The sequence below is a fragment of the Ereboglobus sp. PH5-5 genome, assembly GCF_029504805.1.
GTDB lineage: Bacteria > Verrucomicrobiota > Verrucomicrobiia > Opitutales > Opitutaceae > Ereboglobus.
Genome location: NZ_JAQFIT010000002.1, coordinates 137,108 through 148,972, shown reverse-complemented (window position 1 = coordinate 148,972; position 11,865 = coordinate 137,108). Strand labels below are relative to the sequence as shown.

Genomic DNA, 11,865 nt, shown 5'->3' with positions numbered 1-11,865 from the left:
ATTCGACATCACTTTCCAATGAAACACCCGTCCGCTATATTACTCCAATCGATAATGCTAATGGCGTTTGCCATGACGCCCTCGCTTCGCGCAGCCGATGTCTGGGCCGATCCGACACGGCAGCACGAGGGACTCGAACCTGCCTCGGCGTCGATGACCGTGTTTGCGGACACCGCTTCCGCCCGTTCGCTCGACCGCGCAAAATCGCCGTTTTATCAATCGCTCAATGGCTCGTGGAAATTTCACTGGGTTTCGAATCCCGAAAAACGTCCGCTCGATTTTTGGCGTGCCGATTTCGACGACCGCGCGTGGAAAACCATTCCCGTGCCTTCGTGCGTTGAAATCGAGGGCTACGGCATCCCCATCTACACCAACACCACCTACCCGTGGCGCGACGTGACGCCGCCCGACATTCCCGGCGACTACAATCCCGTTTCCAGCTACCGCCGCACTTTCACCGCACCCGCCGAATGGCGGCGCGACGGACGCGAGGTTTTTATCACGTTCGAGGGAGTCAGCTCGCTGTTCACCGTCTGGCTCAATGGAAAAAAACTCGGCTTCAACAAGGACAGCCGCACCGCCGCGACCTTCCGCCTCACGCCGCACCTGCGCACCGATGGCGGCGAAAACATTCTCGCCGTCGAGGTGTTCCGCTGGAACGACGGCTCGTATCTTGAGGACCAGGATTTCTGGCGGCTGAGCGGCATCTTCCGCGACGTCTGGCTGTGGAGCGCGCCCGGCGTGCATCTGCGCGATTTCAAAATCACCACCACGCTCGACGCCACGCTTCGCAACGCCACGCTCGCGCTCACCGGCGAGTTGAAAAACTACACCACCGCCGCCAGCGGCGCGTCCGTTTCCGCCGTGCTGCTCGCGCCCGGTGGCAAGCAACTCGCCTCGTTCGAGATCCCCGCGGCAAACCTCGCAGCGTCCGCCTCCGCGCGTTTCGAAAAATCCATTCCCGTCGCCTCGCCCGCGCTTTGGTCCGCCGAGTCGCCCGCGCTCCACACTTTGCTCCTCACCGTGAAGGACGCCTCGGGCCGCGCGCTCGAAGTCATACCGTGGCGCGTCGGTTTCCGTTTCTCCGAAATGCGCGACGGCCGGTTCCTCGTCAACGGCATGCCCGTCCTTTTCCGCGGCGTGAACCGGCACGAATGGGACGCCGACCACGGCTACACCGTCACGCGCGAGGGCATGATCGCGGATATCCTGTTGATGAAACAAAACAATCTCAACGCCGTGCGCACCTGCCACTATCCGAACACGCCCGAGTGGTATGCGCTTTGCGACGAATACGGTCTCTACGTGATCGACGAGGCCAACATCGAATCGCACGGCCAGATGAGCGAGACCTACGCGGGCCGCGCCATCGCGCTCGCCAACCTGCCCGAGTGGCACGAGGCGCACCTCGACCGCATCCGCCGCATGTATGAGCGCGACAAGAACCACGCCTGCGTCGTCGGCTGGTCGCTCGGCAACGAATCCGCGCACGGCAAGGCGTTCATCGATGGCTACAACTGGCTCAAGGCGCACGATGCCCGCCCCGTTCAATACGAGGCCGACAACAGCGGCGAGTTCACCGACGTGATTTGCCCCATGTATCCCACGCCCGAGTCGGTTGTCCACTATTCCGATCTCCCGCGCGCCAAGCCCTTCATCATGTGCGAATATTCCCACGCCATGGGCAACAGCAACGGCGGCATCTGGGCCTACTGGCGTCCCATCTACGACGGCGCGCGCCACCTCCAGGGCGGTTTCATTTGGGACTGGGTTGACCAGGGCCTGCGCACGCCCGTGCCCGCGTCGCGCAAAGTCGAATACGTCGAGAATCCGAAATCGCTCCCGCTCGATCCGAAGCTCGGCTCTTTCTACGCCTACGGCGGCAGCTTCGGCGAACCCGGACGTTTCCCGCACGACGGCAATTTCTGCGCCAACGGCCTCATCGACGCCGACCGCACGCCGCATCCCGGACTCGCCGAGGTGAAAAAAGTTTACCAGCCAATCCAGATGCGCGCGATCAACCTCGGCACATCCAAACCCGAAATTGAAATTAAAAATTGGGCCGATTTTCAAAACACCGCCGACTGGCTCAACGCAAGCTGGCGTCTCGTCGCCGATGGCAAAACGCTCCAGCAAGGCAAACTCTCAAAACTCTCCGTCGCCCCGCGCGAGGCCAAGCGCATCGCGATTCCATTGCGTCTTAACGGGGTCATTTCTGGCGTCGAGTATTTCCTCGAAATCAGCTTTACCTTGAAACACGACACTGCGTGGGCCAAGGCCGGCCACGAAGTCGCATGGGAGCAATTCAGACTGCACTACGAGCCTTCTCCCATCGCTTGGGAAAATAATCCTGACTACAACACCTTTTTCCCTTTGGCATTGGACGAAACCGACTCACGCATTACCATCACCAACGCCAACTTCTCCGCCGCCTTCGATCGCGCCACCGGTTTCCTCGTTTCGCTCAAGACCGGCGGCGTCGAGCTCCTCGAAAAACCGCTCGCGCCGCATTACTGGCGCGCCCCCGTTGACAATGACCGCGGCAACAAAATGACCGATCCCGGCAACCCCGCCAAGGGCGACCCGATGCGTTCCAGCGGACAGCCCGACGCCAGGACAACCATCATCTGGCCCTCCGCCTACGGCCCCGGCGCGTGGCGCACCGCTCCCGACTCTTGGAAGCTCGCCAACCTTGATGTGGCGAAAAACGCCGAAACCGGTGCGGTCACCCTCACCGCCGCCGGCAAGCTGGAGGCGGTCAACCGCGCGCAAGTCCTCACATGGACGGTTTGCCCGAGCGGTGACATTTTTGTTTCCCTCAAACTCTACGGCGACCCCGACCGTCGCTCCGCCGCCGAGTTGCCGCGCTTCGGAATGCAAACCACGCTCCGCGCCGGATTCGACAACCTCGCGTGGTTCGGCAAAGGCCCGCAAGAAACCTATTGGGATCGCCAGGACGCGCGCGTCGGTCTCTACAAAAGCAAAGTCCGCGACCAGTTTTTCCCCTACATAAAACCACAGGAGACCGGCAACCATGTCGGCGTGCGCTGGATCGCCCTCACCGACGACAAGGGCCGCGGCCTGCTCGCCGCGAAGACCCGCAACGGCCCGCTCCTCAGCGCCAACGCGCTCCACCAGACCACTGACGACCTCTTCTTCCCGACGCACAAGAAGGGGCAGTTTTATCCCTACCAGCTCCCCGAGCGCGACACGGTTACGTTCAACATCGACCTGCACCAGCGCGGCCTCGGCGGCGACAACTCATGGGGACGCCTCCCGCACGAGCAATACCGCCTCAACCGCTGGGCGCTCGAATACACCTACCGCCTCCGCCCGCTCGCCGGCGGCGAGGACCTCTGGAAACTCGCGCGTTAAAACGCTGATTGAGACAGAGTGATTCATAGATGACGCGGATGCGCGCAGATACAAACCACTGACCTTGGTATTTATCCGCGTCACTGTAGATGATATAAAAATATATTTATTGTTAAAATATTTTTAACGGATAATCTTAAATTCCATAACAGCTCATGCTCATGAAATATCAATATGAAAAAAATTGATTACACCAAATGTGCCGTTTTTATGGGCGTTTACGCAGCACTTGTTTTTTTCGCCCGGGCACAGGATTTCAGTGCATCCGCAACTTCCACGACAGCCATTGATCATAAATCATTAAATTATTTTTTGAATGATTTTCATGAAAGAAAAAAAAGAGGAATAGGGGGGTATGTTCTGGTCGAACAAGTTGAAGCACTTCGTGATGTTGTCAGAGTAGTTAAGCATTCCGAGCAGTGGCTAGCTGAGGTTCGGTCTTTTGCTGAAAAGACCGGAAATAAAAGAATCATCCAGAAGGCAGATAATCTGCTGGATCGTCTAAAAAAGATGAATGTCGCAGAGGTCGAGCAGGAAATGAATACCAATGTGAATATTGGAAAGCCGTATCTTCGACTTGTTACCTCAAAGGAAATGGACAAAGTAACATGGGTTGCCGACCGACCGAGTGACGTTGCCAGTAGACGTTTTCAAAAAATTGGCAGTTTGAAAAAAGAACTGATGAAGTTTAATGAAGAATATCAAGCGGTGCTGAACAGCTCATCCGAAGGAAAAGTGATTGCCGGCCTTTTCCCGCTGAGAAGACATAAAAATACAAAAACGGAGGAGATCATCTTCACTCCCACAAGTTCGGTTGAGGAAATTGCATATAGGATTGAAATGATAATTTATACTATATTGAAGCAAAATAATATTTTAATTATGTATAATTTGCAAATTTATTATGTGATTCATGTTTCCACTTTGACGGATTCTTTGAAGGAAAGCGGATCCGAGGCTTTAAAGATTTTAAAAGAAATGCACGATGATTATAAAACAACACAAATTCCAATTTATGAAAATATGCTCGATTTGTTGAATAAGATGAACGAAAATACAAACACCCAGACCGTCGGGAATATGAAGGCGTTCATGGATGAGCATTTTCCCAAAATATACAGTTTTTTTTGGGAGAAATATTTAAAAACCGCTTATTTATATAGGCACCACATTCAAGCTATTATGGCGGCTGAAAAAAATATAGCAACGGATGCGGGAGATGCCCTGCGTCATCTTCTGTTTGACTTGAACGACAATCGCCCGCCCTTTCCTTTCCCGAAACAAAGTTCTAACGAATAAGGGGGAATTTATTTAAGTCGACGAAAATAATCAATCCCAGCCTTCTTGTCTTTACTAAAACAAATAAATCCGAACTTCACATTTGTGCTCTCTGTGTCTTAAAAGATGATTCCCCCAAAACACGTTCTTCTCCGCCATCTTGTCGCACTCTTGCTCGCGTTCGCCGTGAATACACACGCATTCGCATCCGCCGAGATCGCCGCTGACACCACCGGCCCCGATTTCAAAACCATCACTTTTCAAAATGGTTCGAGCGGTTACACCGGCACGGTCGATGTCCGCGTCGCAAAAAAAATCCCCGATGCGCACGACCCGAAATCCGCCGTCTTCTGGATTCAATACGAGCGCGATCCCGAAACCAATAAATTCAAAAACAACAGCGTCGCCCTGCTTCGTTTCGACAATCTTTTCGGCAGCGCCCCCGGCCAGATTCCCCTCGGTTCGCCCATCGTCAAGGCCACCCTCCGTCTCCACTCCGGACACTCCAAAAACGCCGACAGCCGCAATCGTCTCAACCTAAACCGCATGCTGGTTCCGTGGGACGCCTCCGCCGCCTGGAATTATCCCGCGTGGGGTCGCAACGGCATCCAGGCCGACGATCGCGAGGCGGCCGCCGAGCCCGACGACCTTGCCATTTTTAACGAAAGAGACGTCGCCCGCGACTTCGACGTCACCCGGACGCTGCGCGCCTGGTCCGGCGGCGCGCCCAACCACGGCTGGTTCCTGCATCACGTTTTCCGCAAGACCTCCAACGCGCTCGGCATCGTCTCCTCGTATTCAAAAACCGCCCAAAAACGCCCGCAACTCACCATCACCTACGACGCCAATCCCGCCAACCGCGCGCCCGTCGCCGCAAACCTTGCCGCCGCCCGCGCCGCGCCCGGCTCCGCCACGCTCTCCCTGCGCGCCGACGATCCCGACGGCGGCCCGCTCACCGTCACCTTCCTCGCCCGACGCCGCCCCGCCGCGGCCCGCGACTTCAATCTCGTCCTGCTCCCCGACACCCAATATTACGTCCGCGAGCGCCACAACGGCACGCCCGCAATGTTCATTGCGCAAACCGACTGGGTCATTCGCCACGCCCGCCCCCTCAACATCGCCGCCGTGCTTCACCTCGGCGACATCACCGACCGCGGCGACGTCGAGCGCAACGAATGGGTCAACGCCGTCAACGCCATGTATCGGCTCGGCGACCCCGCCGCCACCGGACGCCCCGATGGCATCCCCTACATCCTCGCCGTCGGCAACCACGACCAGCGTTACGAAAACGGCACGTGGGAAGGCCCCGCCACGCTCTTCAACGAATATTTCGGCGTGAAACATTTCTCGCAAAAAAGCTACTACGGTGGCCACTACGGAAAGAACAATAACAACTACTATATATTCTTCGACTCGGGCCCCGAGAAATTCGTCGTCGTCTCCCTCGAATACGACGCGCCCGCGAAGCGCCCCGAAGTCCTCCAGTGGGCCGACGGCATTTTGAAAAAGCACGCCGACCGCCGCGCCATCATCATCACCCATTCCACGCTCACCCCCGGCATCCAGTCCGCGCACACCAAGGACGGCGCCGCCGCCTACGCCGCGCTCAAGGGCAACAAAAACCTCATGCTCATCATCGGCGGACACATCACCGGCGAGGGTCGTCGCACCGACACCTTCAACGGCTCCACCGTCCACTCCATCCTCATGGATTTTCAGTCCGACAAAAACGGCGGCGACGGCATGCTCGGCATCCTCACGCTCTCCCCGCGCACCAACAAAATCCATGCCGCCGTCTTTTCCCCGCACACCAACCGCGGACGGCTCGACGGCAACGCGACCTACACGCTCGACTACGACTTCGGCGCGAAAATCGAACCCTTCGCCAAAGTCGCCACCGTCGAGATTTCCGCCGGCGCGACCGCGACCGCGACATTGGACAACATGGACGCCAACGCCACCTACGAATGGGTCGCCGAAATCAGCGACAAAGGCAAAACCACGCGCACCCCCGCCCGCGCGATTTCGAACAAATAAATCATCTCTGAAACGAATCAAGAAACCGCAGATGAACGCAGATTAACACAGATAAAAACTATCTTATTTTTGTATTTATCTGCGTTAATCTGCGTCCATCTGCGGTTAAAAAACAAACTCCAACACACCTCAAAACTCCACAGCCAACCAGCCGCCCGCTCTCCGCGTCCTCAGTGTCCTCCGTGGTTAAAAACAATTCCCAAAAAATGAATATTCAAAAACACCGCTCCCGTTTCCTCGTCTCAATCCTCTCCGCCGCATTTCTTCTTGCCGCGCCCGTTGCGTTTTCCGCCGTCGCGCCGGTTCACACCGACTTTGAGCGCGGCGCGCCGTCGGACATCGACGAAAACAAACTCACCACCGCCATCGATTCCAACCGCGCGCACTCCGGCAAAAATTCGCTACGCATCACCTCCGCGCCGAAGGCCGCGTGGGGATACTACTCGCTCGAACTCGACGGCAAGCTGGACTTCTCCGAAAACTACGATTTCTCCGTCTGGGTTTACACCGAGAAAGCCACGAAAATCTCGGTCTACATATCCGCCGAGGACAGCACCGGCGAACGCTACACGCTGATCAACGGCGCCGGCGCCATCAAACCCGGCCAATGGTCGCGCCTGAGCGGACGGGTGTTTGCAGGCGACTGGCGCAAACAGGATCGCACTTACCGCTTCATCGTCCGCGCCAACGGCACCTACTGGATCGACGACCTCTCGCTGCGCCCCAACCCTGAAAAAACGCCCGCGCAAGTCTGGCCCCAACTCAAAACCTCCCTCAACTCCGCGGCGGGCAAACGCGCCTCGACCCTCGCCCCCGGCGGCACCCTCGCGCTCGACGCCCGCAACGCCGCCCTCGCCCCCGACATCAAGCGCATCGAAGTTTCCCTCCCCGGCACCACCTCCGGCGCGGTAGCGCCTCCAATCGAAAATCGAGAATCGAAAATCGAAAATTCCATCGTCGTCCCCGACGATGGTCTGCTCGTCTTCGCCATCGACGCCAAGGACGACCTCAGCCTCACCGGTTCGCTCCAACTCGAACCCGACGCCGACCTGCAACCCGGACTGCGCGTTACCGTGCTCGCGAACGACACCGTCATCGCGGCCCCCGCCGTGAAAGCCGACGCGTGGAAAGCCGTCCGCCGCCCGCGTGGCGCGCGCACCATCCACGGCGTTCCCGAGGGACTCCGCGGCGACCGCCCGCCCGCCACCATCGCGCTCACGCCGTTCCGCCTCGCGAAAGGCCGCAACTACATCACCGTCGCCAGCCCGCATTTCCGCAGCGCGGGCAACTTCGCAAAACTCGAACTCCGCGCCGACGCCAAGCCCGCCGAGAAACCGCTCTACGCCTTCGGACTCCTCTCCGACACGCACCTCAGCTACAACCGGCGCGAATGGCGCAACACCATGGCCGGCGCGCCCTCCGGCCCGCAACTCGAGGCCGTGCTCCGCCAGCTCAAACGCGAGGACGCCGCCTTCGCCATCATCGCGGGCGACATGACCGACGACGCCCGCCGCGACCAATTCTCCGACCTCGCCCGCGTCATCAAGCGAGCAGGCCTCCCCGTTTACGGCTGCATCGGCAATCACGACACCTCGCGCAACTCCCGCAAGGACATCGCCGCCACCATCCCGATGCTTTTCCCCGACGGCCCGAAAAACACCGATTACGCCTTCGCCCGCCCGCCGCTGCGCTTCATCGTGCTCGACGGTTCCCACTGGCGCGATTCGTCCGGCAAACTCCACGATCACCGCACCAACAAAAACGACAAAACCACCCCCCGAGACGGCGCGCTCGACTGGCTGCGCGACACGCTCGCGAAGGACACCACCACGCCCACCATTGTCGTTTCGCACTATACGTTTTATTCGCACGGCGGCGTTTCGCCCGTGAGCGGCTACGACCGCGGCAACTCGCATTTGAACAAGAACCTGATGGCCGTCCTTGATGCCGCGCCCAACGTGGTCGCCGCGATGAACGGCCACATGCACTACAACGAAGTTGCCACGCACAAAGGCATCACCTGCATCCAGAACCCGGCCTTCGCCGAGTGGCCCAACGCCTACCGCGTGTGCCGCGTTTATTCCGACCGCCTGGAGTGGGAAGTGCGCCAGCTCCCCAACCGCGGCCTCATCCGCGAAGAGTTCATCCCCGAGCTCGCCCTCGCATGGCAGCTTTCCACCGACGAAGGCGACCTCGCCGGCAGCGTCAACCTGGCCCCCCGCGCCAAAAAATAATCCCGTAGGGGCGTCGCTTGCGACGCCCTTCCGTCACCTAAATAAAAGTCGTTTAATTTTCAGTTTAATTTTCAGTTATGAATAAAAAATTACAAACATTAATAGGTGATTGGACTGTAGTAGATGATGATACTCGCCTTATGCTGAGCATTACAGTGAAAGGAGATAAACCTATTGTAAGAGCAATAGATACTTATGACGGTGAACAATATAATATTAAAAAAGTCAGATGGGATGGGAAAGAGCTCAGCTTTGTTTTAAAGGTGCCCTCTACCGGATATGAGACTCACAGTGTAATCAAACCAATATCATTAAGACGTTTTGAACAAACACTAACGATTAAGGAAATGTGGCACAAGGTGTCTCGTTCGAAGGTTTCAAAAACATTAAAAAACAAACCATCCAAAACGCCGAAGTTCGCATCCGCGTAATCTGTGGTAAAAAATAGCTTAGTATCCCCCCAAATGAATTTCAAAATAACACGCCACCCCCCCGGGGTCTCCCGGACTTCCGCGTGCGTCTTCGCTTTCGCGTTTTGCGTCATTTTTTCCCCCGCCCTCACCCTCCCCGCGCAAACCAAAACGGTCCAGACCGCCGTCCTCGAATACAATTTCCCCGGCAGATACGAAAGGCAGGCCGCGCAGGGCATGGCGATCTACGGTGAAATCGCCCTCCTCTTCAACAACGGCGGGCACTGCCGGATATACAATCTGAAAACAAAAAAGAAACTCACCGAGTTCGACCTCGCCTGCGCCGCCGAGACGACTCACGCCAACAGCGCCAGCTTTGGAATCGAACAGCCCAAGGGCGCGTTTTTCCCGGCGCTCTACGTCTCCGAGTGCTTTGGCGAGGGCAACCGGCGCTGTTTTGTCGAAAGCATCTCACCCAAGGGCCCGCGCATCATCCAAACCCTGGAGATCAAGACCGGCGGCATCGAGGAGCGCAGCAACAACTGGATGACGGACCCCGCGAACAAGGTCATCTATTCGATCGCCACATTCCGGAAGGACTCGAAAAAACATGTCATGATAACCAAGTGGCCGCTGCCGCCGCTCGGCAAAAAGAAAATCATTTTCCGAAAGTCCGACATGCTCGACCAGTTCGCCGTCCCCATTGGGGAAAGCGGCGTGCAGGATACCTGCATTCGCGGCGACTACCTCTACCACGCCTTCGGCTTCCGCGCCGACGGCGAAGGCTCGCAGGAGAGCAAGAACCGCGAGATCCTTGTCATCAACCTGAAAACCAAAAAAATAGAAAAGATTATAGACATCAACGACAGTTGCCCGCTCGAACCGGAGGGCCTCGATTTTTACGGCGACGTCCTGTATTTATATTGCAACGGTGACGGCGGCCTCTGGCGCATCCCCGGCGTTTTATAAAAACTGAAAAATACATTTAGACACAGAGATCACGGAGACCTGAAAGACACCACTCATCCACATCAAAGCGAACATCCAAAAATGACCACGGATTACACGGATTAACACGGATAATTCCTGTAGGGGCGTCGCTTGCGACGCCCGGATCGCCATCCGTGTATATCCGTGTAATCCGTGGTCAAAAATAACTTAATTTTTCATCTTAATTTTTTAATCCAAACCCAAGAAACCGCAGATGAACGCAGATTAACACAGATTCAAACCACCTATTCCTGTATTTATCTGCGTCCATCTGTGTTCATCTGCGGTTAAAAACAAATTTCAATATGTCAAAAATCATGAACCCGAAAACACCGCATCCCCGCTCTCCATTCCTCCCGATTTTCGCTTGCGCCTTCGCGCTCGCCGCCATGTTTCCCGCGCTCGTCACGGCGCAGCCGAAAATCGTTCAGAAGGCCACGCTTGAATATGATTTTCCCGGCAGATACGAAAAGCAGGCCGCGCAGGGCATGGCGATTTACGAGGAAGTCGCCCTGCTCTTTAACAACGAGGGGCATTGCCGTGTTTATAATCTGATAACCAAGAAAAAACTCACCGAGTTCGACCTCGCCAGCCACGGCGGCTCCAATCACGTCAACTGCGTTTCCTTCGGCGTCGAGCAGCCCAAGGGCGCGTATTTTCCGGTGATCTACGTCTCCGAGTGCTACGGCAACCGCCAGTGTTTTGTCGAAAGCATCTCGCCCAAGGGGCCGCGCCTCGTCCAGACCCTCACAATAAAAACCGGCGGCACCGAGGAGCGCAGTTTCGACTGGGTGGTGGATCGCGAGAATAAATTCATCTACTCGCTTGCCGGCTCCTCGCAGGATGGAAAAAAGGGCGTTCAAGTCACCAAGTGGAATCTACCTCCCCTCGGGAAAAAGAAAATCACCTTCCAGAAAACCGATATCGTCGATCAGTTTTTCATCGCGTTTCCCAACCTCACCCAAGGCGCGTGCATCCGAAAAAATTATCTCTACCTGCCCGTCGGGCTCCATGACGCGCCCGAGGGCGCGCCGGATTTCAAGAGCCGCGAAATCATCGTCGTCAACCTGAAGACAAAGAAGATCGAGAAGAGCATAGACATCAACGCGAGCTGTCCCTACGAGCCGGAGGACTGCGATTTCTATGGCGACACCCTGCTTTTATATTGCGGCCAGCAAGGCGGCCTCTGGCGCATCCCCGGCGTTTTATAAAAACTGAAAAATACATTTAAACACAGAGACCACGGAGATCCGACACAGAGACCACGGAGACCTGAAAGACACCACTCATCCACATCAAAGCGAATATCCAAAATGACCACGGATTACACGGATTAACACGGATAATTCCTGTAGGGGCGTCGCTTGCGACGCCCGGATCGCCATCCGTGTATATCCGTGTAATCCGTGGTCAAAAATAACTTAATTTTTCATCTTAATTTTTTAATCCAAACCCAAGAAGCCGCAGATGAACGCAGATTAACACAGATTCAAACCACCTATTCCTGTATTTATCTGCGTTCATCTGTGTCCATCTGCGGT

At 56.4% G+C, this 11,865-nt stretch carries 7 protein-coding genes; all 7 read left to right on the top strand.

Features of this window, described 5'->3' with window-relative positions; translation table 11 throughout:
* Window positions 1-18 precede the first annotated feature (18 nt).
* Window positions 19-3,375, top strand: coding sequence for a glycoside hydrolase family 2 TIM barrel-domain containing protein (locus M2103_RS01800; RefSeq protein WP_277508368.1), 3,357 nt, complete (start codon window positions 19-21; stop codon window positions 3,373-3,375).
* A gap of 174 nt (window positions 3,376-3,549) precedes the next feature.
* The gene (locus M2103_RS01795; protein ID WP_277508366.1) at window positions 3,550-4,674 is read left to right on the top strand and encodes a hypothetical protein; all 1,125 of its coding nucleotides are present in this window, start codon (window positions 3,550-3,552) and stop codon (window positions 4,672-4,674) included.
* Window positions 4,675-4,839: 165 nt separating this feature from the next.
* On the top strand, window positions 4,840-6,690 hold the full coding sequence (locus M2103_RS01790) for a DNRLRE domain-containing protein (protein ID WP_277508365.1): 1,851 nt from the start codon (window positions 4,840-4,842) through the stop codon (window positions 6,688-6,690).
* A 206-nt stretch (window positions 6,691-6,896) separates the two neighbouring features.
* A complete protein-coding gene (locus tag M2103_RS01785; protein WP_277508364.1) occupies window positions 6,897-8,924 on the top strand; it encodes a metallophosphoesterase in 2,028 nt (675 codons plus the stop codon).
* 77 nt (window positions 8,925-9,001) lie between these two features.
* Complete coding sequence (locus M2103_RS01780) at window positions 9,002-9,355, top strand: hypothetical protein (protein WP_277508363.1); 354 nt, start codon at window positions 9,002-9,004, stop codon at window positions 9,353-9,355.
* 33 nt (window positions 9,356-9,388) lie between these two features.
* Window positions 9,389-10,303: a hypothetical protein gene (locus M2103_RS01775; RefSeq protein ID WP_277508362.1), complete on the top strand. Its 915-nt coding sequence runs from the start codon at window positions 9,389-9,391 to the stop codon at window positions 10,301-10,303.
* A gap of 338 nt (window positions 10,304-10,641) precedes the next feature.
* Complete coding sequence (locus tag M2103_RS01770; protein WP_277508360.1) at window positions 10,642-11,535, top strand: hypothetical protein; 894 nt, start codon at window positions 10,642-10,644, stop codon at window positions 11,533-11,535.
* Window positions 11,536-11,865: the final 330 nt, after the last annotated feature.